This is a genomic window from Nocardia amamiensis, assembly GCF_015477605.1.
GTDB lineage: Bacteria > Actinomycetota > Actinomycetes > Mycobacteriales > Mycobacteriaceae > Nocardia > Nocardia amamiensis_A.
This window is the reverse complement of sequence record NZ_JADLQX010000017.1, coordinates 165,841-190,394: the sequence shown is the minus strand read 5'-3', so window position 1 is coordinate 190,394 and position 24,554 is coordinate 165,841. Positions and strand designations below refer to the sequence as shown.

General features: G+C 69.4%; 20 protein-coding genes. 1 reads left to right on the top strand and 19 read right to left on the bottom strand.

Annotation, left to right across the window (positions count from 1 at the left end; all coding sequences use genetic code 11):
• Positions 1-43: 43 nt before the first annotated feature.
• Together IU459_RS23020 and IU459_RS23015 are read right to left on the bottom strand one after the other, a co-directional pair.
• A complete protein-coding gene (locus IU459_RS23020) occupies positions 44-586 on the bottom strand; it encodes a hypothetical protein (protein ID WP_440446522.1) in 543 nt (180 codons plus the stop codon).
• Positions 587-736: 150 nt separating this feature from the next.
• Positions 737-2,050, bottom strand: coding sequence for a DNA polymerase IV (locus IU459_RS23015; protein WP_228838375.1), 1,314 nt, complete (start codon positions 2,048-2,050; stop codon positions 737-739).
• Between the two features lie 337 nt (positions 2,051-2,387).
• Between IU459_RS23015 and IU459_RS23010 the strand changes: the two genes are divergently transcribed.
• A complete protein-coding gene (locus IU459_RS23010; RefSeq protein ID WP_228838338.1) occupies positions 2,388-3,275 on the top strand; it encodes a UTP--glucose-1-phosphate uridylyltransferase in 888 nt (295 codons plus the stop codon).
• Positions 3,276-3,442: 167 nt separating this feature from the next.
• On the opposite strand, the gene IU459_RS23005 is transcribed toward IU459_RS23010, so the two are convergent.
• The 17 genes from IU459_RS23005 to IU459_RS22925 form a co-directional block, all read right to left on the bottom strand.
• Positions 3,443-3,970 (bottom strand): NlpC/P60 family protein, encoded by a 528-nt coding sequence (locus IU459_RS23005; RefSeq protein WP_228838337.1) that lies wholly within the window; start codon positions 3,968-3,970, stop codon positions 3,443-3,445.
• Positions 3,971-4,487: 517 nt separating this feature from the next.
• On the bottom strand, positions 4,488-7,622 hold the full coding sequence (gene ileS, locus IU459_RS23000; RefSeq protein ID WP_195131619.1) for an isoleucine--tRNA ligase: 3,135 nt from the start codon (positions 7,620-7,622) through the stop codon (positions 4,488-4,490).
• 286 nt (positions 7,623-7,908) lie between these two features.
• Positions 7,909-8,109, bottom strand: coding sequence for a hypothetical protein (locus IU459_RS22995; protein WP_195131618.1), 201 nt, complete (start codon positions 8,107-8,109; stop codon positions 7,909-7,911).
• Between the two features lie 77 nt (positions 8,110-8,186).
• The gene (gene wag31 / locus IU459_RS22990) at positions 8,187-9,041 is read right to left on the bottom strand and encodes a DivIVA-like cell division protein Wag31 (RefSeq protein WP_195131617.1); all 855 of its coding nucleotides are present in this window, start codon (positions 9,039-9,041) and stop codon (positions 8,187-8,189) included.
• A gap of 68 nt (positions 9,042-9,109) precedes the next feature.
• Positions 9,110-9,412 (bottom strand): YggT family protein, encoded by a 303-nt coding sequence (locus IU459_RS22985; RefSeq protein ID WP_039797136.1) that lies wholly within the window; start codon positions 9,410-9,412, stop codon positions 9,110-9,112.
• An 89-nt stretch (positions 9,413-9,501) separates the two neighbouring features.
• Complete coding sequence (locus tag IU459_RS22980; RefSeq protein WP_195131616.1) at positions 9,502-10,284, bottom strand: cell division protein SepF; 783 nt, start codon at positions 10,282-10,284, stop codon at positions 9,502-9,504.
• Between the two features lie 183 nt (positions 10,285-10,467).
• Positions 10,468-11,226 (bottom strand): YggS family pyridoxal phosphate-dependent enzyme, encoded by a 759-nt coding sequence (locus tag IU459_RS22975; protein WP_195131615.1) that lies wholly within the window; start codon positions 11,224-11,226, stop codon positions 10,468-10,470.
• Between the two features lie 145 nt (positions 11,227-11,371).
• Positions 11,372-12,100, bottom strand: coding sequence for a peptidoglycan editing factor PgeF (pgeF, locus tag IU459_RS22970; protein ID WP_195131614.1), 729 nt, complete (start codon positions 12,098-12,100; stop codon positions 11,372-11,374).
• A 200-nt stretch (positions 12,101-12,300) separates the two neighbouring features.
• Positions 12,301-13,545, bottom strand: coding sequence for a cell division protein FtsZ (gene ftsZ / locus IU459_RS22965; RefSeq protein ID WP_195131613.1), 1,245 nt, complete (start codon positions 13,543-13,545; stop codon positions 12,301-12,303).
• A gap of 348 nt (positions 13,546-13,893) precedes the next feature.
• Positions 13,894-14,616, bottom strand: a complete 723-nt coding sequence (locus IU459_RS22960; RefSeq protein WP_440446521.1) for a cell division protein FtsQ/DivIB — start codon at positions 14,614-14,616, stop codon at positions 13,894-13,896.
• Positions 14,617-14,622: 6 nt separating this feature from the next.
• Positions 14,623-16,062 carry a UDP-N-acetylmuramate--L-alanine ligase gene (gene murC / locus IU459_RS22955; protein ID WP_228838374.1) on the bottom strand — a complete coding sequence of 480 codons (1,440 nt, stop codon included), beginning with the start codon at positions 16,060-16,062 and terminating at the stop codon, positions 14,623-14,625.
• Between the two features lie 41 nt (positions 16,063-16,103).
• Positions 16,104-17,267, bottom strand: a complete 1,164-nt coding sequence (murG, locus tag IU459_RS22950; RefSeq protein WP_195131611.1) for an undecaprenyldiphospho-muramoylpentapeptide beta-N-acetylglucosaminyltransferase — start codon at positions 17,265-17,267, stop codon at positions 16,104-16,106.
• A complete protein-coding gene (gene ftsW, locus IU459_RS22945; RefSeq protein WP_195131610.1) occupies positions 17,213-18,640 on the bottom strand; it encodes a putative lipid II flippase FtsW in 1,428 nt (475 codons plus the stop codon). Before ftsW ends, murG begins: the two co-directional genes overlap by 55 nt.
• Positions 18,637-20,079: a UDP-N-acetylmuramoyl-L-alanine--D-glutamate ligase gene (murD, locus tag IU459_RS22940; RefSeq protein ID WP_195131648.1), complete on the bottom strand. Its 1,443-nt coding sequence runs from the start codon at positions 20,077-20,079 to the stop codon at positions 18,637-18,639. The genes ftsW and murD overlap by 4 nt, the downstream gene beginning before the upstream one ends.
• 47 nt (positions 20,080-20,126) lie before the next feature.
• Positions 20,127-21,203, bottom strand: coding sequence for a phospho-N-acetylmuramoyl-pentapeptide-transferase (mraY, locus tag IU459_RS22935; RefSeq protein WP_040776879.1), 1,077 nt, complete (start codon positions 21,201-21,203; stop codon positions 20,127-20,129).
• Positions 21,200-22,738 carry a UDP-N-acetylmuramoyl-tripeptide--D-alanyl-D-alanine ligase gene (locus tag IU459_RS22930; RefSeq protein WP_195131609.1) on the bottom strand — a complete coding sequence of 513 codons (1,539 nt, stop codon included), beginning with the start codon at positions 22,736-22,738 and terminating at the stop codon, positions 21,200-21,202. The genes mraY and IU459_RS22930 overlap by 4 nt, the downstream gene beginning before the upstream one ends.
• Positions 22,735-24,318 carry a UDP-N-acetylmuramoyl-L-alanyl-D-glutamate--2,6-diaminopimelate ligase gene (locus tag IU459_RS22925; protein ID WP_195131608.1) on the bottom strand — a complete coding sequence of 528 codons (1,584 nt, stop codon included), beginning with the start codon at positions 24,316-24,318 and terminating at the stop codon, positions 22,735-22,737. The genes IU459_RS22930 and IU459_RS22925 overlap by 4 nt, the downstream gene beginning before the upstream one ends.
• Between the last annotated feature and the right edge of the window lie 236 nt (positions 24,319-24,554).

Genomic DNA, 24,554 nt, shown 5'->3' with positions numbered 1-24,554 from the left:
GTCGGCCACCGGATGCACTCCGGTGGCCGACCCGACCGATCATTTATGCGCAGGCCGCAGACTGCTGGCCCAGGTTCGTGAGCATGGTGCAGGCCCAAGCCTTCTGGATCTTCCACTTGCCGTTGTCGGCGACGAACGGCACGTCGACGATGTTCTCCTGGCCGTTCAGGATGAACTTGGCCTTCGCGTTCACGCTGTCGCCGAACGAGGTCACATCGGTGACCTCGATCTTCACGTCCGCGCCGGACGCGGCCTGGGACAGGCGCTCCGGCAGCGTCGGATCGGCTTCGGCGCCTTGGACATTGTCCAGCTTCTCCGAGGCAGGCACCGTCGGGTCGAGCGCACGCGAGAGCGCGGTGTTCAGCTCCGCGACGGTCGGGACCGGCGGCAGGTTCGCGCTCTGGGTCGCCGTCGCCTTGGCGCTGGTCGACGTCTTGGCGGCCGGCTTGCTGTCCTTGTCGTCGCTGCCGCACGCGGTCATGCCGAGCGCGGCGACGATGGCCAGGCCGGCGATCGCGATGCGTCCAGTCTTACGAAGCTTCAACTGCTCGTCCTTTGCGTTCGAGAGGTCCGTGTCGGGTTCCACCTTGGCAACCGCCACCCGAATCGGCGGCGCTGCACGAGGCCCCAGGCTACCGGCACCGGGCATCGCCGCCCGGATCCACGGGACCGACGGATGTCGTCGGCAGCGAAAGTACGCGTCCGCCCGGGCGATGTCGAGCCGTCGACCGGGCGGTCAGAGCAGACTGCCCAGTGGGTCGGCCCGGGTGAGCGCGGCGTCGTCGGCCGCGAAGGTGCGCGCGGGACCCGGCCCGGTGGAACATGTTTCGAAGCGAACGGTCACCACGCCCGACCCCGCGCCCTGCACCCAGCCATGACCGTGCTCCGGATGCGTCACATCCATGCCGGGATGCCAGACCGGGACGGGCAGGCTGGACTGCGCGGCGCCGTTGTCGGGCAGCCCCGGTTCGGGCTCCGGTTCCCCCGCGGGAATCTCGGCGGCCGGACCGCGATCGAGCTCGGGAAACAGCGATTCCTGGCGGACGGTGGACAAACCGCCGTAACTCACCCCGACCAGACGGATCGGGCCGAGGTCGCGTGGGTCGAGCGCCGAGCGCTGCGCGGCGGCGGCAAGGGTGGCCAGGTCCTCGGTCGCATAGGGCAGGGTGCAGGAGCGGGTGACGATGCTCATATCGGACTTCCTCAGCTTGAGCACCACGGTGCGGGCGGCGCGTCCGTCCCCGATCAGGCGCCGATGCGCTGCCGCGGCCATGTCCTCGATGGCCGGACGCAGCTGGGCGAGGGTGACGATGTCGGTTTCATAGGTGGTCTCGGCGCTGATCTGCTTGGCCTCGGCGCGCTCGGCGACCGGGCGGTCGTCGATGCCGCGTGCCAGCCGGTGCAGCGCGGCGCCCATGCTGCCGCCGAGGATCGATACCGCCTCCGATTCCGGCAGGGCCGCGAAGGCGCCGACGGTCTCGATGCCGAGCGTGCGCAACCTGCTCTCCGCGACCGGACCGATGCCCCACAGTTTGCGCACCGGGAGCCCGGCCAGCAGCCGCGATTGCTCGACCGGCGAGATCACCCGGACGCCATCGGGTTTGGCCAGGTTCGAGGCAATCTTGGCCAGCTGCTTTCCGGTGCCCGCGCCCACCGACGCGGTCAGCCCGGTGTGTTCGCGCACCAGGACCCGCAGTTCTTCGCAGAACGCGTGCACCCGCGCCACCGTCGCGCCGGCCAGCTCGGTGGGCTCGCCGAACGCCTCGTCGAACGACAGCGTCTCCAGTACCGGGATCCGGCTGCGGAGCACGTCGAAGACCTGTCCGCTGACCACTCCGTAGACCGCGCCGCGCGGCGGCACCACCACGGCGGTGGCGCCGACCAGCCTGCGCGCCTGATGCATCGGCATCGCCGAGCGCGCACCGAACACCCGCGCCTCATAACTGGCTCCCGCCACCACGCCGCGCCCGCCGGTCCCGCCGACCAGCACCGGCCGCCCCCGCAGCGTCGGCCTGGTCAGTTGCTCGACCGAGGCGAAGAACGCGTCCATATCGATGTGCAGAACCCAGCGCCTGGCGGTGCTGTCCGCGTCGGCGAGGACGGACGGACGCTCCTTGCTCACCAGCGTTTCGCCAACCGTTGTCCGGACCGGGACCGAAGACGGATCGCGGGCGCGGCCCCGTGCTCGGCAATCCCGGCGATGTTCGCCTCTTCGGTACGCACGGCAGCAATGTACGCCGGTCCACCGACACGTCCGGACCGGCGGTGACGTTGTCGGGTGGCTGTGCGCTAACTCTGTGTTCCCTGTCGGGCCACCCAGCCCTGATCTGCCCTTATAGCCGCGGGGCTGAGCCTGACCGGGGCTCCGATATGTGATGATCGGACCCATGAATATCCGCAAGGCCGTCATCCCGGCCGCCGGTATCGGCTCCCGGCTGCTACCGCTGACCAAGGCGATCCCCAAGGAGATGCTGCCGGTCGGCGACAAGCCGGTGATCGAGCACACGGTCCGCGAGCTGGTCGCCTCGGGCATCACCGATATCACCATCGTGGTCAGCGGCGGAAAATCATTGATCCAGGATCACTTCCGCCCCAACCCGGCGTTGGTGGCCCAGCTGCGCGCGGACGGTAAGACCGCATTCGCCGACGCGGTCGAGGAGGTCGGCGAACTGTCCCGGCTCGGCCACATCACCTACCTCGACCAGCACGGCCCGTACGGCAACGGCACCCCGGTGCTCAATGCCGCACGCAATCTCGGCGACGAGCCGATGCTGGTGCTGTGGCCCGACGACGTGTTCGTGGCGGAGGTGCCCCGCGCCCAGCAGCTCATCGACGCCTACGAGGCCACCAAAGCGCCGGTCCTCGCGCTGATGCCGATGGACCCCGCCGAATCGCAGCGCTACGGCGTGCCGGTGGTGGCCGACGACCACGGCAACGGTCTGCTGCGCATCACCGGGCTGCGCGAGAAGCCGAAGCCGAAGGACGCGCCGTCGTCCTTCGCCGCGATCGGCGGCTACGTGGTCACGCCCGGAATCATCGAGGAGCTGCGCACCCAGACCGAGGCGTGGTACGAGCACCGCACCGGCGAGGTGTACCTCACCGACGCGATCAACGTGCACGCCGCGACCAATCGGGTCTTCGGCCAGGTGATCCGCGGCCGCTGGTACGACACCGGCAATCCGGCCGACTACCTGGTCGCGCAATTCGCCTCGGCGCTCGCCCATCCGCAATACGGACCGCTGCTGCGCAACCTCGCCGACGGCCTCGACGCCTGAGGAGCGGTCCGGGCAAGGTCCCCCGCCGATTGCGATCGGCGGCGCTGCCACGCGGGTTCGCGTCGCCGATCTGCAGCCCGGCATGCTTCTACGCTCCTGTCGAGCAGGTGTTCACGAGCCGTCCAGCCAGCTCGCCCGATCCACGGGCGGCGCCGAACGCGGTGCGGTCAGAAGCGGCGGATGGCGTAGATGTCGAACTGGTTGAGCGGGGTGAACCCGACCGGCACACCCGAGCCGTAGGCATTCAGCACCTGGCCCATACCCGCGTAGATGCCGACGTGCGAACCGTCCCGGTTCAGCACCACCACATCGCCGGGCATGAGAATTGCCCGCGGGACCGGGGTGCCCACCTTGGCTTGCTGCCAGGTCGTACGCGGAAGGCGCACCCCGGCCTGCCGGAACGCCCACTGCACCAGACCCGAGCAATCCCAGCTGAACGGTCCGGTCCCGCCCCACTCGTAGGGTTTGCCGAGCTGTGTCGTCGCCGCCGCCAGCGCCAGGAGCCCGGTCGCACTCGGCATCGGCAGCGGTATCCCTGCCGAGCCGCTGGCACTGCCGGGACTGAGGCCCGACACCAACCCGTCTCCATAGCCCAGCTCGATGCCGGAGGCGCTGCCGGTGTCGCACCATGCGGTGCCGGTGAGCATGAAAGTCGCGGTGATCGATAGCAAGAATCCGAGTGCGATACGGCGCAACGGTCTCCTCGGCACGTGCTTGTCCCTTCCGTGGGCCCGGTGTGGCGAGCCGCAGCAGGCGGCCCTGGCTAATGCACGGCCACCGGCAGCGTCACGCGATCGAGCCGCGGGTAACCGTGCCTGGCGCATACGCGCCGGACGCGACACAGTGCAGGTAGAACGAACCATGAATTAACTGCTGCCTCAGGAGTCACCTCCGCACCAACAGCAACATCGCCGATTCTCTCGCGCGGACCGGTCAAATGGGAGAAATCAGCAAATTCTCAGCATGTGACCTATCTCACCAAATTGGACGATTCGGACGCGCACAATGGGGGAATTCGAATGCCCCCTCAGAGACCGGGCAGTGCGGAGCCCGGTGCGTCATGCGCCCCGGACAGCGGGCGTCGCGGGAGACCCGGGGTGAACATGCAAGCGGGGCATCGACAGCCCCAGCCCGGACCTACTGCGCGGGAAACCTCAGAACAGCAGTCGGGGCGGAACCGTTTCGGTCCCGCCCCGACTCGGAGTCCAACGGTCAGGCCTTGGTGACCTTCGCTCGCACGCCACCGACCAGATCGGCGGCCTCCGGGCCCGCGTCCCCGAAAGTCAGTGCGGTCGCGAGGATCTCGCCCGCGATCAGGTCACGGTGGGTTTCGGCCCACGCTGCCCGGTCGGCGGGAACCTCCAGGACCACGGTGATGCGGTCGGAGACGTCGAGGCCGGAGGACTTCCTGGTCTCCTGGAGGTCGCGGATCAGGTCGCGGGCCCAGCCCTCCGCCTCCAGCTCCTCGGTGACCACGGAATTCAGCACCACCAGGCCCGCGTTGCCGGGCAGCGCGGCAGTCGACTCCGGCTCGGCGGCGACCAGGCGCTGGGTGTATTCCTCGGGCAGCAGAGCGGTTCCGGCGGCCTTGACCACGCCGTCGGCGCCCTCGGACCACTCCCCGGCCTTGACCGCCTTGATCACCGTCTGCACGTCCTTGCCGAGGCGCGGGCCCGCGGCGCGGGCGTTGACCACCAGCTCGAAACGGCCGTGGACGTCCACGTCGGTGGTCAAGTCCACCTTCTTGACGTTGACCTCGTCGGCGATGATGTCGGTGAACGGCGCCAGCCGCTCGGCGTCGGCCGCGGCGATGGTGACCTCGGCCAGCGGCAGCCGCACCCGCAGGTTCTGCGCCTTGCGAAGGCTCAGCACCGTCGAGCACACCACCCGCACCTCGTCCATGGCGGCGACCAGCTCCGGATCATCCGGCAGTTCGCCCTCCTTCGGCCAGTCGGCCAGATGTACCGAATCGCCGCCGGTCAGCCCGCGCCAGATCACCTCGGTGATCAGCGGCAGCAGCGGCGCTGCCAGCCGGGTTACCACCTCGAGCACCGTGTGCAGGGTGTCCACCGCGTCGCGGTCCTCGCTCCAGAACCGCGACCGCGACCGGCGCACGTACCAGTTGGTCAGCGCGTCGGCGAACGAGCGCAGCTCCTCGCAGGCGCCCGCGATGTCGTAGACCTCCAGCGCCTCGGTGATGACGTCCCTGGTCTGCGCCAGCTTGGCCAGGATGTAGCGGTCCAGCACATGCGACGAGTCCGTCCGCCACGTCCCCGGCTTCGGCGCGTAGAGCTGCAAGAAAGTCCAGGCGTTCCACAGCGGCCGCAAGGCGTGGCCGACGCCCTCGCGGATGCCGCGCTCGGTGACGATGAGGTTGCCGCCGCGCAGGATCGGCGAGCTCATCAGGAACCAGCGCATGGCGTCGGAGCCGTCCCGGTCGAACACCTCGTTCACGTCCGGGTAGTTGCCCTTGGACTTGCTCATCTTCAGCCCGTCGTCGCCGAGCACGATGCCATGCGCGGCAACGGTTTTGAACGCGGGTGAATCGAACAGAGCAGTCGCCAGCACATGCAGCGTGTAGAACCAGCCGCGAGTCTGCCCGTTGTACTCGACGATGAAATCGCCGGGGAAGTGGCTGTCGAACCACTCCTTGTTCTCGAACGGGTAGTGCACCTGGGCGTACGGCATCGAACCGGACTCGAACCAGCAGTCCAGCACCTCCGGCACCCGGCGCATGGTCGACCTGCCGGTCGGATCATCCGGGTTCGGCCGGGTGAGCTCGTCGATCATCGGACGGTGCAGATCGGCCGGGCGCACGCCGAAGTCGCGTTCCAGCTCGTCCAGCGAGCCGTACACGTCCACGCGCGGATAGGCCGGGTCGTCGGACACCCACACCGGGATCGGGCTGCCCCAGTACCGGTTGCGGCTGATGTTCCAGTCCCGCGCGCCCTCCAGCCACTTGCCGAACTGGCCGTCCCTGATGTGCTCTGGCACCCAGGTGATCTGCCTGTTCAGCTCGACCATCCGTTCGCGGAACTTGGTGACCGCGACGAACCAGGACGGCACCGCCATGTAGATCAGCGGTTGCCCGGAGCGCCAGCTGTGCGGGTAGGAGTGCTCGATCGTCTCGTGCCGCAAGAGCTTTCCAGCGGCCTTCAGGTCCTTGATGATCACCGGGTTGGCGTCGAACACCATCAGGCCTTCGTACGGCGGAACCATCGAGGTGAACTTGCCGCCCGGATCCAGCGGCTGCACCAGCTCGATGCCGTGCGCGCCGGCGACCTCCATGTCCTCTTCACCGAACGCCGGTGCGAGATGCACGATCCCGGTACCGGAGTCGGTGGTGACGTAGTCGGCGTTCAGCACGCGGTGCGCGTTCGGGTGCCCGGCGAAGAAGTCGAACGGCGGCTCGTAACGAAGTTCGGCCAGCGCGGCGCCGAGATGCTCCGACAGCACCTCCGGTTCCTCGCCGAACTCGCGGGCATAGTGCGAGACGCGTTCGGCGGCGAGCAGGTACCGCTTGCCGTCCTTGCCGCGCAGGTGCACGTAGGTGAACTCGGGATGCACCGCGATCGCCAGGTTCGACGGCAGCGTCCACGGCGTGGTGGTCCAGATCAGCGCGTTGGCCCCGTCGAGGTCGTGCAGCGGATGCTCGGCAGGCACCCGCAGCGCCATGTCGACGGTGACGGCCGGATCCTGACGCATCTTGTACGCGTCGTCGAGGCGGGTCTCCTGATTCGACAGCGGCGTCTGCTCGTACCAGCTGTAGGGCAGCACCCGGAAGCCCTGATAGATCAGGCCTTTGTCGTAGAGCGACTTGAACGCCCACATGACCGACTCCATGAAGTCGGTATCCAGCGTCTTGTAGTCGTTGTCGAAGTCGACCCAGCGCGCCTGACGCGTCACGTAATCGCGCCATTCCCCGGTGTAGCGCAGTACCGACGATTTGCAGGCCGCGTTGAATTCCGCGAGACCCATCGCGTCGATCTGTGATTTGTCCGTGATACCGAGCTGCTTTTCGGCTTCGATTTCCGCGGGCAATCCGTGACAGTCCCAGCCGAATCGGCGATCCACCCGCTTACCGCGCATGGTCTGGAAACGTGGGACGACGTCCTTGACGTATCCGGTGAGCAAATGTCCGTAATGCGGCAGACCGTTGGCAAAGGGCGGGCCGTCGTAGAAGACGAACTCCGCTGCGCCGGAACGGTTTTCGATACTGGCGCGGAAGGTGTCGGCGGCCGCCCATGCGTCGAGCACGCGGCGCTCCATCTCGGGGAACGACGTCCCGTTGCCGACGCCCAGGTCGACGCGCGGGTACGCGCTGCTGCTGGAAGTGTGGTCCGCCATGGCGGATGCGTCTCCTCGTGCCGTGTCCGGTTGGCACGGGGACGATGCCGGCGCCCGGTGCGCCGAAACCGCGGTACCACCCCGCTTGTCCGGCACTACGCCGGACCTCTCATTCGCGAGCTGTGACGGGCTCACCCGTTCGGTTCTACTGAGCGGCAGGCCCCAGGGCCGTGCCGCCGTTCTTCCGAAGGCTCCCCGGTGATAGCCGGATCGACGCCGTATTCAGGTTTGATTCTAGCCAGCGCGGTCAACTCAGTTTGCGAGGCAGGTCAGAGTTCGGCCCGCTTCACTGTTTGGCATGACGACCAGGAGGCGGCGGAGCATCACCGTCCGGACTTCGCACGGACAGGGCACTCACCAGCAATAGCACAGCACCGATGACGCACACCACGATGCACCCCCACGCCCAGATCACCGATCCCGTAGTGAGCGCGGCCACGAGCAGGGCGAAGCCGATCGCGGCAAGGACGAGTGTCAAGACGAGCATGATGACCCCCAAGGCATGCCGGGCGGCTCGACCGATCCCCTAGCGGTGGGTGGACCGCTGCACTGGGGCGCGTCGCGCTACTTGCCGCCCTTGGCGAACGAGGCGGGCGCGAGGTTGTTCGCCGTGTCCCGGTCTGCGAACGCTTCGCCGCCGTCGACCGGGACGGCCGAGCCGCGGTTCTCCAGCTCCTCGAGCTGCGACTCCAGGTACGACTTCAACCGCACCCGGTATTCCCGCTCGAACGTCTTGAGCTGCTCGATCCGGCTCTCCAGCACGGTGCGCTGCTGGGTGATGGTCGCCATGATCTCGGTGTGCTTGCGTTCGGCGTCGGCCTGCAACGCGTCGGCCTTCTCCTTGGCCTGGCGCAGCTGGCTGTCCGAGCGGTTCTGCGCGTCCGTCAGCATCGCGTCCGACTTCTGGCGGGCGTCGGCGATCATGGCCTCCGACCGCGTCCGCGCGTCGCCGACCAGTCGCTCGGAATTCGCCCTGGCATTCGACAGCAAACTCTCCGCTTCGGACTTCGCGTCGCTGGTCAGCCGATCCGCCATCTCCTGGGCGAGGCTGAGCACCTTGGCGGCCTGCAGATTCGCGTCGGCGCTGGCGTCCTTGGCCATCGGCGCGGCAGGCATCGGGGCGGGCGGCGCGGCGGGAACCGGCGGCTTGATCGGCTCCGGCGGCGGCGGCGGAGCCTGCGGCACCGGCGCTTTCACCGTGCTCGCCACGGCGGGGCCGCGATTCTTCTTGGCATCGGCCAGTTCCGCGTCGAGTTCGGCGACCCGCTGGCGCAGATCGGCGTTCTCCTCGATCAGACGCGAGAGCTCCTGCTCCACCAGATCCAGGAACGCGTCGACTTCATCCTCGTTGTAGCCGCGCTTCCCGATCGGCGGTTTGCTGAACGCGACGTTGTGCACATCGGCTGGGGTCAGCGGCATGGAAGGATCCCTTCACGCGTCTTTTGGAGATCTAGCAGGTCTAGCAAGCTGTCTACAGGCCCATTCTGTCACACCGGAGCTACCGGCTGCCCGAGCCTGCCCACGATCGACATCAGGATGAACACGATGAAAAGCAGGACCATTATCGACAGATCCAGGCGAATTCCCCCCAATGACACCGGGGGGATCAACCGCCTCAGGAGTTTCACCGGAGGGTCGGTGATCGTGAAGATCACCTCGAGCACGACCACCACGACACCGGTAGGACGCCAGTCTCGGGCAAAGCTACGGATGAACTCGACGATCACCCGGCTGATCAGCAACAGCCAGAAGATGAACAGTACGAAGTACAGCACCGCGAACAAGGCCACGAGTTCACTCTGCCGTAAAAATCGCGTCGCGCAAAATGACCGCGCCCCAGAACGTGCGACCGGTCTGCTCCACCCCCCAGATCACGAGCTTATTTCTGGTTGTAGAAGCCGGTTTCCGCAATCCGCCTACGTTCTTCGGCTGATACGTCGACATCCGCCGGTGAGAGCAGGAACACTTTCGTCGCCACCTTGTCGAACGATCCGCGCAGGGCGAAGGCCAGACCGGCGGCGAAGTCGACCAGCCGCTTGGCGTCGGCGTTGCTCAGATCCACCAGGTCCATGATCACCGGATTGCCCTCACGGAAGCGCTCGCCGATGATCCGGGCCTCGCTGTAATCACGCGGTCGCAGCGTCGTGATCTTGGACAAGGGGCCTCCGTCCTCGAAGATCCCGGGCCGCCGCACCGGGGCGGGCTCGGGACGCACGCGCTCCTCCAGCCTGCGCGCCTCGGCGTCGGGATCGACGGCCAGCGCGCCACGGGTGGCGCCGCGCAGCGTCGGCGCGCTCCCGCCCGCCCGGAACCGGCCGGAGGGGCCGGAGTCGATCCGGGTGGGTCGCCGCGGCGCCTCGTATCGGTCGTCACCGTAGGGCTCGTCGGTGTAGTCGTCGCGCCGCGACACCGGGTATCCCGCCTTGTACGGCGACTTGTAGGCGGGCTCGGGATAGTCGACGTCGTCGAAACGGTCTGGCCCGTATCGGTCTTCGCCGTAGCGGTCGGCATAGCCGTCGCGCTCGGAGTAGTCACGGGGACGTGGCCGACGGGCACCGCGCTCATCCACACCCCGGGGGGCGCGATCGTCGACGTAGTCGTCTTCGTAATCCTCGAGCGGAACCATGCCGAAGTACGCCTTGAACTTGTGCAAAGTGCTCATGACCGCGCCTCACTGACGCTCGGCGCGCTCATGACCGCGATGGTGGCTGCGCCGATTACTCGCTCACTGCGCTCGCTCATTCTGGTCGACCTTCCTTCGGCCCCGGTGGCGGCCGGGTGTTGAAGTCTTGCTCAGCCCTCGTCAGTAGCATATGTGTCGAATGTGACTGATGAGGTTTCTTTGCTACGCCGAGGTTATCGGTCGCATACCCATCAAGGCAGTACCGACACGCACAACCGTCGAACCGTGTTCGATCGCGGATTCCAGATCGCCGGACATTCCCGCGGAAAGTTCTGTCGCGTCCGGATGAACGGCGAGCAATCGAGTGTGCAACGTCGCAAGTCGTGCAAATGCCGCATCAGACTCGACCCCAAGAGGCGGAATGGCCATCAGACCCGACAAACACAATCCTGATGCGGTCGCCACGTGGTCGGCGAGCGCCGCGAGATCACCCGCCGCCACACCGCCGCGCGCGGGGTCGTCATCCAGGCTCACCTGCAGCAACACCCGGACCGGTGCGGTGCGCTCCCCCGCCTCCAGCGCTGCCTGCGCACCGACGTCCAGTGCGGTTGCCAGACGTTCGCTGTCGACCGAGTGGACGGTGTGCGCCCAGCGGGCCACGGCCCGTGCTTTGTTCCGCTGCAACCGCCCGATCATGTGCCACTGGATGCCGGTGAGGCCTTGCTCACGCAGTGCCGACACCTTGGCGGACGCCTCCTGCTCCCGGGACTCCCCGAACTCGCGCCGCCCGAGCCGGTGCAGGATCGCAACGTCGGAGGCGGGGAAGAATTTCGTAACCGGCAGGAGCCGCACCGCCTCCGGTGCGCGCCCCGCCGCGCGACAGGCCGCGTCGATTCGCGCGAGCAGGCCGGTCAGCTTGCCGGACAGCTCGGCGGTTCTCGCCGCGCGCTGCTCCACAAGAGTCTCGGGTCCGGCGCTCATACTCGTACCTCGCAGACGCTCCGCACTGCCTGCATCTCATCGCCGCTCGACTCCGGCGAGACGGCGGGGCCGGCGGCCCGTCCTCTCGGTGCACGCACCGCACCGACCCTCGGCATGACCGCACTGGCGACAATGGCCGGTTCCCTCACGCGGTGACCTCCATCCAGATCACCCCGGCGATCCGGCCGGTCGGCGCGCCGCGACGATGGCTGAACAGGGTGCGGTCCTCGATGGTGCAGCGGGGGTCGACGGCGATCCCGGCGACACCGGCCTCGCGGAGCTGTCTGGAGATGCCGGCACGCAGATCGAGCCCAGGGGTTCCACGGACGGTCGTTGTCGCGCTGCCCGGCAGATGTGCTTCGACGTCGTCGCGCATCGCGGCGGGGACCTCGTACTGCCTGCCGGAGGCGGCGGGCCCGAGAAAGGCGCCGACGCGGTCCAGGCGCGCACCGACCGACACCATGGCCTCCAGCACGCGCGGCACGATGCCGATGCGGGCGCCGATGCGCCCGGCGTGCACCGCGGCGATCACGCCCGCCTCGTCGTCGGACAGCAGAATCGGCACGCAGTCGGCGGAGAGCACGACCAGCGCGAGGCCGGGGGCTGTGGTCACGAGAGCATCGGTGGCGGGAACGGGCTCGGCACGCGGGCCGTCGACGATTTCGACCGAGCGGCCGTGGATCTGTTCCATCCAGACCAGGCGCTCGGGCGGCAGGCCGATTCCCTGCGCCAGCCGATCGCGATTGCGCCGCACCGCCACGGGATCGTCGCCGACGTGGTCGCCGAGATTGAACGAGTCGTAGGGTGGCGCCGAGTAGCCACCCGCCCTGGTCGTGGTGACCCGTCGAACGATCGTAGTCGGCACAACTGTCATGGCGACGAGCCTAACGGCGGCCGGAGAACGGTGACGGAATGCCCAGGTAGAGGCGGAAAAATGGCGCCGAGCCGGTGGCGGAAACCGCTCGGTTCCCCAGCCGCCGTGCCGAGGCCCGGCAGCTCTGTCGTCGAAATCGTTTGGCAGTAGCAGTAGTACGGTCCGGCTTCGGCCCGGCCTGCGCCGGGCCGAATCGGTAATCAGCCCCTGCGCATGAACGACGGCACGTCCACGTCGTCGTCATCGTCATCGTCACCCGGAGGCGTGACCGATGACCGCGGCGTGGTCGTTGCGGTCGGCTCGGCCAAGGTGCGCGGCCGTTCGGTGTCCCGATAACTCGGCACCGCCCCACGGCTGGAGGCGCTCGCGCCGGACGTGCTCGACGAGCTGTCGGTGCCGCGCGCCGCGATTTCGCCAACGCTTCGATGCCCGATCTCACCCGAGCGTGCCGAACCGATGGTGCCCCGGCTCGCGGCGTCGAAGGTGCGCCGGGCGGGCCCGCCGCCGTCGAAGCCGGCCGCGATCACGGTGACCCGCACCTCGTCGCCGAGCGAGTCGTCGATCACCGTGCCGAAGATGATGTTGGCCTCGATGTGCGCGGCCTCCTGCACCAGCGACGCCGCCTCGTTGATCTCGAACAGACCCAGGTCCGAACCGCCCGCGATGGACAGCAGCACCCCGTGCGCGCCGTCCATGGACGCCTCCAGCAGGGGCGAGTTGATCGCCGCCTCTGCCGCCTTCACCGAGCGGCCCTCGCCGCGCGCCGAACCGATGCCCATCAGCGCGCTGCCCGCGCCGGACATCACGCTCTTGACGTCGGCGAAGTCGACATTGATCAGACCGGGGGTGGTGATCAGGTCGGTGATGCCCTGCACACCGTTGAGCAGCACCTCGTCGGCGGAACGGAACGCGTCCATCAGGCTCACCGCCGCGTCGCCGAGCTGCAGCAGCCGGTCGTTCGGAATGACGATCAGCGTGTCGCACGACTCGCGCAGCAGATTGATGCCCACTTCGGCCTGATTGCCGCGCCGCTTGCCCTCGAACGAGAACGGGCGGGTGACCACGCCGATGGTGAGCGCGCCGAGCTTGCGCGCGATCTGCGCGACGACCGGAGCGCCACCGGTGCCGGTGCCGCCGCCCTCGCCCGCGGTCACGAAGACCATGTCGGCGCCCTTGAGCACCTCTTCGATCTCGTCCTTGTGGTCCTCCGCGGCTTTGCGGCCGACCTCCGGGTCCGCGCCGGCACCGAGACCGCGGGTCAGCTCACGACCGACGTCGAGCTTGACGTCGGCGTCGCTCATCAGCAGCGCCTGGGCGTCGGTGTTGACCGCGATGAACTCGACACCTTTGAGTCCCTGCTCGATCATCCGGTTGACGGCATTCACACCGCCGCCGCCGATACCGACGACCTTGATCACCGCAAGGTAGTTGTGCGGGGGCGTCATGGGCTCTCGCCTTCCTTCGATCTAAAGCCTGTCGTTTCCGGATGCTCGGCACGCCGCCTTTCGACCCGTCCGGGGTCGGGTCGCTGCAGGGAGCGAACCGCGGCGCGGGCAAACCCTAAAGCTCAACCATAGGGTTAGCGTTATGTCAAGTATCCGACTGGTGCGGAACGCTATTCGCAGCCGCCGCGATACGTGCGCAGGCGCGCCGAAACGAGAGCCAGAATCTTGCGTGATCCCGCTCGTCTCGCCGCTCCACACGTCGTATGGTGAACGGTTGCCCCCCGGCCCCGTCCTCGACGGGAGCCGCTGCCGGGCCGTCGAAAATTCCCTGGGCGCAATGGGTGTGGATCACTTTACCGTGACCAGATTGGGACTCGAAACATCGAACACCGTTCCGGGGCGTGTCAGCAGCGGCAACACCACCGCCGATTTCCGTTCGCCATCGCCCGTCCCGCCCCACAGCACCGTGCGGCCGTCCTTCAGATTCAGCGAGATGTCCGAAATGGTCCGTGCCACAACCTCGTCGACCTGAATGGCCAGCGCGGGCGGGACGATGGCGAGAACCGACACCGCGGCGGCGGTCACCGGATCCGCGCCGCCCGGACGATCGGTGATCAACTTCGGCACACCGATCGGGGTGGGCTCGATGGCGAATTCCACGCCCTCCGCGTCGAGCAGATGCGCGCCATCGGGGCTGTCGTAGAACAACACCGGAACGCGCTCGTCGACCGTAACACGCACCGTGGACGGAAAAACGCGCTGCACCCGCGCCATGCGCACCTTCGGAATGGTCACCACCCGACGCGCGATCGCGGTGGTGTCGATGCGCAGTATGGATCGGCCGGAGGGTATTTCGAGCAGTTCCCGCACCTGCTGCTCGGGCACCGTTACCGTGCCCTCGATCCGCACGGTGCGCACCGAAAGCACGGGCGTGTACCACGCGCTGACCCCGAGCGCCGCGAGGACGCACACGGTCAGCAAGCCCCACAACCGAATCCGGCGCCAGTCCACCGCGGCGAACCGATCACCCGCGCGGCGCCGCGCCCCGCGCGCCGACCCGACCCCGCGCACGCCGGGTCACCGTCCGTGCTGGGGACGCGCCCGAAGTCCGTCCAGAATCTGACCGCCGAGCATCGTCACGTCACCGGCGCCCATGGTGATCACCACGTCGCCCGGCAGCGCCAACCCCGCGACCTGACGGCCCACCCGGGACATATCCGGCTGGTAGTGGACCGGTTTCGTGACCGCCTGCGCGACCAGCGCGCCGTTCACGCCGGGCAACGGCTTCTCCCGCGCGCCGTAGACGTCGAGCACAACGACCTCGTCGGCCAGGCTCAGCGCGGCGCCGAAGTCCTCCGCGAAGGTCGCGGTGCGGCTGTAGAGGTGCGGCTGGAAGACCACGATGACCCGCCCCTGCCTGGACCGGGCGCCGTCGCGCGCCTCCTGCTGGACCAGTTCGGCGGCGGCGCCGAGCACGGCGCGCACCTCGGTCGGATGATGGGCGTAGTCGTCGAACACGCGCACGCCGTTTTCCCGTCCGGCGAACTGGAACCGGCGGTGCACGCCGCCGAAACCCTCCAGGCCCTGGACGATTTCGCCCACGTCGGCGCCGGTGGCCCGGGCGGCGAGCAGGGCGCCGAGCGCGTTGAGCGCCATGTGCCTGCCGGGCACCGCGAGTCGCACGGTGCGCGGCGCGGCCTCGTCGGCGAGCTGGAACTGCGCGATACCGCCGACGTCACGCGGTTCCCAGCTGTGCAGCCGGGCGCCCACCGGGACCGGCGCGTCGGCGAGGTCACCGGATCCGTACCCGAGGACTCGGACGTTCTTCTCCGTCAGACGCGTGCCGACCCGCTCGGCCAGCGCCCGCGAGCCCGGATCGTCCAGGCACACCACCAGCAGGCCGCCCGCGGCGAGCCGATCGGCGAAATCGTCGAAGACCTGGACGTAGGCCTCATCGGAGCCGAAGAAGTCCAAGTGGTCGGACTCGATGTTGGTGACCACCGCGACGTCCGGCTCGTACTGCAGCAGCGACCCGTCGCTCTCGTCCGCCTCGGCCACGAAGATGTCGCCGGTGCCGTGGTGGGCATTGGTGCCCGCCTCGTTCAACTCGCCGCCCACCGCGAAGGACGGGTCGACACCGCAGTGCTGCAACGACACGATGAGCATCGAGGTGGTCGAGGTCTTGCCGTGCGTGCCGGAGACGAGCAGGGTGCGATGCCCCTGCATCAGCGAGGCGAGCACGGTGGGGCGCAGCAGCACGGGGATGTCGCGCCGGTTGGCCTCGACCAGTTCCGGATTGGTCTTCGGAATGGCCGCGTAGGTTGTCACCACCGCGGTCGGGCCGCCGGGCAGCAGGTCCAGCGCGGTCGCGTCGTGCCCGATGCGCACCTGCGCGCCGCGCGCCCGCAGCGCGAGCACACCGCGGCTCTCCTTGGCGTCCGACCCCGACACGGCACCGCCTCGGGCGAGCAGAATCCGGGCGATGCCCGACATCCCGGCCCCGCCGATGCCGACCATGTGCACGCGCGCCAGTTCCGGCGGCAGAGCGGTCCGCTCGTTCACCGGCGCGCCACCTCCCTCGCGATCCGCGCCACCTCGTCGGCGGCGTCGCGGTGCCCGGCGCCTGCGGCGGCCCGGCCCATCTCGATCAGCCGTGCGGGGTCCATGAGCAGCGGAATCACCTCATCGATCACATACTTCGGCGTCAACTCGGAATCGGGGACGATTCTGCCACCACCCTGGCCCACCACCGGGCGGGCGTTGAGCTCCTGCTCCCCGTTGCCGTGCGGCAGCGGCACGTAGAACGCGGGCAGACCCACCGCGGAGACCTCCGCGACAGTCATCGCGCCCGAGCGGCAGACCACCGCGTCGGCGGCGGCGTAGGCCAGATCCATCCGGGACAGGTAGGGCACCGCCACATACCGGGCGTCCTCCGGACCGGAAGCGGCGGCCGCACCCAACTCGAGCGTGTTCTTCGGACCGTGGGCGTGCAAGACCGAGATCCCCGCGGCGGCCAGCTGCGGCGCGGCCGCGGACACGGCCTCGTTCAGGGTCCGCGCGCCCTGGGAACCGCCGAAGACCAGCAGCACCGGCCCCTCGGCGGGCAGGCCGAAGTGGGCGCGTGCCTCGGCGCGCAGCGCGGCGCGGTCCAGTCCCGTGATCGATTCGCGCACCGGAATGCCCACGACCTGGGCGTTCGGCAAGCCCGAGTCCGGAACGGCGGCCAGCACACGGGCGGCGCGGCGCGCGCCGACCTTGTTCGCGATGCCCGCCTTGGCGTTCGCCTCGTGCACCACCACCGGAACCGCGCGCCGGCGACGCAGCGCGCCCGGACCCGCGGCCAAGTACGCGGGCAGCGCCACGTATCCGCCGAAACCGATGATCACGTCGGCTTCGACCGCGTCGATCACCGCCCTGGTGGCGGCCACCGAGGCGCGCACCCGTCCGGGCAACCGCAGCAGGTCGGTCGTCGGCTTGCGCGGCAGCGGAACCGGCGGGATCAGCTCGAGCGGATAGCCGCGATCGGGAATCAGGCGGGTCTCCAACCCGCGCTCGGTGCCCAGCGCCGTCACCCGGATCGAATCGTCGAGCCGTCGCAACGCGTCGGCCACCGCCAGTGCCGGTTCGATGTGGCCGGCGGTGCCGCCGCCCGCGACGATTACCGAGATCACCTGGATCTTCCTCGTTCCCTTGCGTGATTGACCGGATAGCTGGGTTCCCATGCCCTGGTGGCACGCGCCGAACTGGTGCCGCGGCTCTCCGGCGACCGGCGCCGCGGCGGTTCGCTACCGTACCGTCCGCGCCTGCCCGGCGACAGCGCCGACGGTCCGCGGTCGGCCGGTCTCGGCGCTCGGCCGCGCCGCGCCGGTGCGTACACCTCGGGTTTGGGCAACCGCAACAGCCTACTGAAACGACCGTCCTGTCCGGCGTGCAGCGCCGCCACCGCCTCCGGCTCGTGCCTGGCCGCGTTCGCGATGATGCCGAACATGAACAGCGTGATGGCCAGCGACGATCCACCCGCGGAGACCAGCGGCAGCTGCAGTCCGGTTACCGGGAGCAGGCCGACGACGTAACCGATGTTGATCAGCGCCTGCGCCGTGATCCAGGTCGTCGCGGTGGCGGTGAGCAACCGCAGGAAGGGATCCACCGAGCGAGCCGCGATACGCAGGCCGGTGTAGACGAACAGCGCGAACAGGCCGAGCACCAGCGCGCAGCCGAGATACCCGAGTTCTTCTCCGATGATCGCGAAGATGAAGTCGTTGTGCGAGTTGGGCAGGTAACTCCATTTGGCCCGGCTCTGGCCCAGCCCGCGCCCCCAGATGCCGCCGTCGGCCAGCGAGTACAACGCCTGGCGCGCCTGGTAGTTGATGCCCTGCGGGTCGTCGCCGGGGTTGAAGAACGCGCGCATGCGATCGGAGCGATAGCCCGCCGACAGCGCGAGCACCCCGGCGGCGATCACACCGGACAGCGCGATCGTCACGAACAGTCGCACCGGCAGCCCACCGAACCACAGCAGCGCCGCGAGCACCACGCCCAGCGCGATCGTGGTGGACAGGTTCGGTTGCAGCACGACGAGCAGGCACACCAGCAGACCGGCGGGCACCAGCGGGACCAGGACGTCCTTGAGGCTCGCGTGCTCGGCGCGGCGTGAGGCCAGCAAGTGCGCCCCCCACACCACCAGCGTCACCTTCACGACCTCCGACGGCTGCACCGAGACCGGGCCGAGCACCAGCCAGCGGCGCGCGCCCTGCACCTGCGAGCCGATGCCGGGAATGAGCACCAGCAGCAGCGCGAGCACCGAGAGCGCGAACAACGGGAACGACCACTGCCGCAACCTGCGCAGCGGGATGCGCAGCGCCAGATAGAACAGCACCGTTCCGATCACGGCGAACATGGCCTGCTGGATGAACAGCGAGTAGGCCGATCCGCCGTCGGCGTACGCCTCGACGCTGGAGGCCGACAGCACCATCACCAGCCCGAGCACGGTGAGCAGGGTGGCGATGGTGACCACCAGATGGAACGACGCGAGCGGCCGCGCCAGCCAGGCCCAGAATCGAGGCACCGACTCGCGCTTGCGCCGCGCCGCTTCCGTCATAGCCGCCGTCCGATGTCACCGTCTTCCAGGGCGTGCACCGCCGCGGCGAAGCTGCGGCCCCGGTGCGTGTAATCGGCGAACATGTCCAGAGACGCGGCGGCGGGAGCCAGCAGCACGGTGTCGCCGGGACGGGCGAATCCGGCCGCCGCACGCACGGCGCGCGCCATCACCGCGTCGGCCGCGGCGCTCCGCGACGCTTCGTCACCCATCCCTGCATCGTCTCCCGTGACCAGCTCGACGACCGGGACCTCGGGCGCGTGTCGCGCCAGCGCGGCCGCGATCACCGGCGCGTCGGCGCCGATCAGCACGGCCGCGACCAAGCGGTCGGCGACCTCCTCGATCAGGTCCTCGACGTGCGCGCCCTTGAGCTGGCCGCCGGCCACCCAGATCACCTGCGGATGCGCGAGGATCGACGATCGCGCGGCATGCGGGTTGGTGGCCTTGGAGTCGTCGACGAATCCCACCCCGGCCAGCTCGCGCACGAACGCCGCGCGGTGCGGGCCGACCTTGTGCTCGATCAACCCCTCCCGGACGAACTGCGGCGCGACGTCGATCGCCCTGGTCAGCGCGGAGGCGGCGAGCGCATCGGCCACACCGGCGGGGCCGGGCGGGCTGATGTCGGCGACCTCGGCCAGGATCGCTGCCTTGGTGAACGCACGGTCGAGCAGTTTGCCGTCGACCACGCCGAGTTCGCCGTCGGCGGGCACCCCGACCCGGAACCCAACGGTCCGGCGGGCTTTGGACTTGCGGGCAAGCGAAGCAGCCACGGGGTCGTCCAAGCCGACCACGCCGACCCGGCCGACCAGCGCTCGCGCCTTCGCCGCGGCGTAGGCGTCCAGGCCGCCGTGCCAATCCAGGTGGTCCTCGGCCACGTTGAGCACCACGCCCGCCTCCGGGCGCACCGACGGCGCCCAGTGCAGCTGGAACGAGGAGAGCTCGACCGCGAGCACCTGGGGACCGGGATTGCGCCGCAACGCGTCCAGGATCGGAAGGCCGATGTTGCCGCAGGCCACGCTGGCGACACCCGCGGCGCGCAGGATCGAGTGGGTCATCTGCGTGGTCGTGGTCTTGCCGTTGGTGCCGGTGATGACCAGCCACTTGCGGACCGGGCCGTAGATCCTGGCCTGGTCGACCCACCAGGCGAACTCGACGTCACCCCACACCGGCGTGCCCTCGGCCACCGCGGAGGCCAGCACCGGCGAGTCCGGCCGCCAGCCCGGGCTGGTGATCACCAGCGCGAACCGGCTCCAGTCCGCGGATTCCAGCTCCGTGCAGGTGGCCACGTCCAAGCCGAGCCCGGCGGCCTCGGCCAGCGCGGCCGCGCCGCCGTCGGTGACCACCGGCCGCGCACCGATGTCGCGCAGCGGCTCGACCAGCGAGCGCCCGGACACGCCCCAGCCCGCGACCAGGACGTCCCGGCCGCGCAGGAATTCCAGCATGGGCCCCGGTGTGCGCAGGGCCCGCGGAGAATGTTCGACCATCTCGTTCACCCGACCGCGGAGAGGTATTCGCTGTAGAACAGACCGAGCCCGACGGCGGAGGCCATCGCGGCCAGCAGCCAGAATCTGATGATCACCGTGGTCTCGGCCCATTTGCTGAGCTCGAAGTGATGGTGGAACGGCGCCATCTTGAACAGCCGGTTGCGGGTCGTGCGGAAGACCGCGACCTGCAGCACCACCGACGCCGTCTCGGCGACGAACAGCGCGCCGATGACGATCATCAGCAGTTCGGTCCGGGTGGTGATGGACAGGCCGGCCAGCAGGCCGCCGAGCGCAAGTGAACCGGTGTCCCCCATGAAGATCTTGGCCGGGGCGGCGTTCCACCACAGGAACCCGACGCACGCCGCTGCGCCCGCGGCGCAGACCAGGGCGAGATCCAGCGGATCGCGCACGTTGTAGCAACCGGTCTCCGGCTTGGTCTCGCAGGCGTGGTAGTACTGCCAGAAGGTGATGATCACGTATCCGCCGAGCACCAGGCTCATCGATCCGGCGGCCAGCCCGTCCAAGCCGTCGGTGAGGTTCACCGCGTTGGACCAGGCGACCACCACGAAGCACACGAACACCAGGAAGACGACCACGCCCATGGTCACCGTGCTGATGTCGCGCACGTAGGACAGATGCCTGCTGGCCGGTGTGAGCCCGCTGCCGCCCTTGAACTGCAAGGCGAGCACGCCGAAGAGCACGGCCGCGGATAGCTGGCCGAGGTATTTGCCCGCCGCGGTCAAGCCGAGGTTGCGTTGCTTGCGGATCTTGATGAAGTCGTCGATGAAGCCCACCGCGCCGAGCGCCGTGGCCAGGCCGAGCACCAGCATCGCCGACGCCGACGGCCCGTCGGCGTTGTAGCCGATGCCGATCAGGTGGGAGCCCAGGTACCCGGCCCACATGCCCACCAGGATCGCGACGCCGCCCATGGTCGGGGTGCCGCGCTTGGCCTGGTGGCTGGCGGGGCCGTCGACCCGGATCTCCTGTCCGAAACCCTGCTTGGCGAACAATCGGATCAACAGCGGCGTGAGCAGGATCGAGACCGTCAGCGCGATCGCCGCGGCGAAGAGAATCTGTCTCATCCTGCTGCCTCCGTGTCCTGTCCCGCCCCGCTGTTCGCCGGGGCGCCGCGGCGTGCGGCCACGGCGCCCGGGGCGGTCAGATGCTCGGCGACCTCCCACAGGCCGACCGACTTCGATGCCTTGACCAGCACGACGTCGCCCGCCGCGAGTTCCTCGTCGAGCAGGGCGATCGCCGCCTCGATGTCCGGCACGAGGACCGATTCCTCGCCCCACGACCCTTCCATCACGGCTCCCTGATGCAGCGCGCGGGAGGGCCTTCCGGTGCCGACGACGACCACACGGCTGACGTCCAATCGCACGGCGAGCCGCCCGATGGCGTCGTGTTCGATGACCGACTCCGCTCCGAGCTCGGCCATCTCGCCCAGCACCGCCCAGCTGCGCCGCGGCGTATCGCCCGAGCGCGCCATGCTCACCAATGCCTTGAGGGCGGCGCGGACCGAATCCGGGTTGGCGTTGTAGGAGTCGTTGACGACCGTGATCCCGTCGGCGGTGGTTCGCACGTCCATCCGGCGGGCCGAAGCCGCGCGTGCACCGGAGAGCGCCGCCACCGCGGTATCCAGATCCGCGCCGCATTCCAGCGCGACCGCGATCGCCGACAGCGCGTTGCCGACCTGGTGCTCGCCATGGACCGCCAGACGCACCGGGGCGCTGCCCGCGGGCGTGTGCACGGTGAACTCGGCGCGGGCTTGGTCGTCGAGGCGGATGTCGGTGGCACGGATGTCGGCGGTAGTGGCCTGACCGACCGTCACCACCCGCGCGGGCGTGCGCGCGGCCATGGCCGCGACCTGCGGATCGTCGGCATTGAGCACGGCGAGCCCGGTCGGCGGCAGCGCCTCGACCAGCTCGCCTTTGGTCTTCGCGATGGCCTCGCGGCTGCCGAACTCGCCGAGATGCGCGGTGCCGACGTTGAGCACCACGCCGATGCTCGGTGGCGCGACCTCGGCCAGTGCGGCGATATGGCCCGGCCCGCGTGCGGACAGCTCGAGCACGAGGAAACGGGTGCCCGCGTCGGCGCGCAGCGCGGTCCACGGGTGACCGAGTTCGTTGTTGAACGAACCCGGCGGCGCCACCACCGGACCCAGCGGAGCCAGCACGGCGGCCAGCAGATCCTTGGTCGAGGTCTTGCCGGACGAGCCGGTGACGCCCACGACGGTCAGCCCGCCCTCAGCGAGGCGCGACACGCTCGCGCGCGCCAGCGCCGCGAGCGCGGTGAGCACGGCGGCGCCGGAGCCGTCCGAATCATGCGTCAGGGCTACCGAATTCGACGGCAGAGCAGCACGGCCCGGCGTGACCACGATGGCGGGCACGCCCACCGGCCGCGCCGCCAGCACCGCCACCGCGCCCGCGGCGACGGCCGCACCGGCGTAGTCGTGGCCGTCGGCGCGCTCGCCCGGCAGCGCCAGGAACAGGTCGCCGGAACCGATTCGGCGCGAATCGAATTCGACCGCGCCGGTCACTCGCACCTCCGGGTCTGCGACGTCGTGCAGCGTGCCGCCGACGACGTCCGCGATCTCCCGCAGTGTCATCTCGATCATGAAACCGTCAAGTCCTCCGCGTGGTTACCTTGCGGACTGCGTCTTTCCAATGCGGCCGCGAGGACGTCGCGGTCGTCGAACGGGTGCTTCACGCCCTGGATCTCCTGCCCTGCCTCATGTCCCTTGCCCGCGACCAGCACCACGTCACCGGGGTGCGCCCAGTCCACCGCGGCTGCGATCGCGTCCGCCCGATCACCGATCTCGCGCACTTCGCCGCGCTCGGCCTCGGGCACCTCGAGCGCACCCGAGCGCACGGCGGCGCGGATCGCCGCCGGGTCCTCGGTGCGCGGATTGTCGTCGGTGATGATCAGCAGGTCTGCCCCCCGTGCGCCCGCCGCGCCCATCAGCGGCCGCTTGGCCGCGTCGCGGTCGCCGCCCGCGCCGACGACCACCGCGAGACGCCCCCCGGTGTCCGCCGCGAGATGACCACGCAGCGTGGCGATCACGGATTCCAGCGCGGCCGGCTTGTGCGCGTAGTCGACGATCGCCAGGAAGTCCTGTCCGCGCTCCACCCGCTGCATCCGGCCGGGCACGTCCACGGTCGCCAGCGCGGGCGCGGCGACCGACGGCTCGACACCCGCGGCCGCGCACACGGCGAGAGCGAGCAAGCCGTTGGCGATGTTGTAGTGGCCCGGAAGCCGAAGGCGCACAGCGACATCCCCCTGCGGACCGGACGCGACGAAGTCCTGTTCGCCGCCGTGCGCCGACACCGCGCCGGTGACGCTCCACGCGGCGGAACGGGTGGTCGACACGGTGACCGGGCGCGTGAGCCCAGCGGCCAGCCGTCGTCCCCACTCGTCGTCCACGCAGATCACGGCGGTGCGCGCGGCTACCGGCGAATCCGGCTCGAACAGTTTGCGTTTCGCGGCGAAGTAGTCCTCGAAGTCGGCGTGGAAGTCCAGATGGTCTTGCGACAGATTGGTGAACGCGCCGACCGCGAACCGCACCCCGTCCACCCGGCCCAGCGCCAGCGCGTGGCTGGAAACTTCCATCACGACCGCGTCCACGCCCTGCTCGACCATGAGCGCGAACATCGCGTGCAACTGCGGCGCCTCGGGGGTGGTCAGCGCGCTCGGCACCCGCCTGCCGCCGATCCTGGTCTCGATGGTGCCGATCAGCGCGGTGGACAACCCCGCGGCCGCCAGTCCCGCCTCGACCAGATAGGAGGTCGTCGTCTTGCCGGAGGTGCCGGTGATCCCGACGATGCGCAGCCGCTCGGACGGGTTGCCGTAGATCGTCGCGGACAGCTCGCCCAGTACCGCCCTCGGGTTCTCCCGGATCAAGACCGGCACGTCGAGGGGACCCGCCAGCTCCGCGCCCGCCGCGTCGGTCAGCACCGCTACCGCGCCTCGCGCGACGGCGTCTCGCGCGAAACGCGCGCCGTGCGAGCGGGCGCCGGGCAGCGCCGCGAACAGATCGCCGGGCAGCACGGCATCGGAACGTTGCTCGATGCCGGTGACCGAGACGCCGCGCGCAGCGGTTCCTGGGCTCGTCACCGCCCCGGTGGCGGCGGCCAGCGACGCCAGCGGCGTCGATGGCGAATGCTCTGGCCGCAATGCGCGCGGTTGACCGGACTGCACAGAAACCAGGCTCCTTTCGGGGGCATCGATCGACGTGTCAGGTTACCGGCGACGTGTCACAGCGGGACCATGCGCCCCACCGCAAGGTCGGGTACCTCGCCCACCGCACCCTACGGGTTCGCGCCGCCGGTCCGGAGCACGCCACGCGCCGGTCGGACGCCGCCGGGCGAGACCGCGACGGGCACGGCCGATCGCCGACGCCCGCCGCGTCTCGAACACGTCGCTCACCTGCTGTT